This window comes from Campylobacter sp. P0109, from assembly GCF_002138755.1.
Taxonomy (GTDB): Bacteria; Campylobacterota; Campylobacteria; order Campylobacterales; family Campylobacteraceae; genus Campylobacter; species Campylobacter devanensis.
Window position 1 is genome coordinate 1 of the sequence record NZ_MJKK01000022.1, and the last position, 402, is coordinate 402.

General features: G+C 32.8%; 1 pseudogene. It reads right to left on the bottom strand.

The window, feature by feature from the left end:
- Nucleotides 1–402 (bottom strand): annotated as a pseudogene (locus CIGNP109_RS08495) (flagellin B); the annotation flags it as partial.

The following is a 402-nucleotide window of genomic DNA, read 5'->3' on the forward strand; positions in this document are numbered from 1 at the left end:
ATCATTAGCTTTTACGGTAATATTACCGATTTTTACACCATTAATCATAAAATCTTTAATTGTACCAGCAACAATTGCTTGGCCAAATATTTGCGTATTATTAACTTCAGCTCTTATACCAGTTTTATCGCTTACGCCATTCATCATTTCAGCTACAGCTTTTAAACCATCTGTTTGTAATGTTTTTGCGCTAATAGTTTGAAATACATAACCACCCGGATATCCATCGATTCCGCTAAGTTTTACAACTGCATCTGCCATTTGAGAAATATTAGAAGCTACCACATTTTTTAGTGTCTCAAACCTAGTATGCCCTATAGTATTTGAGTTTGTAGCACCTATGCTTACTTTTGCAGTTTCATTACTATAAGCACCTATTTGGAAGTTTTTATTTGAAAAATT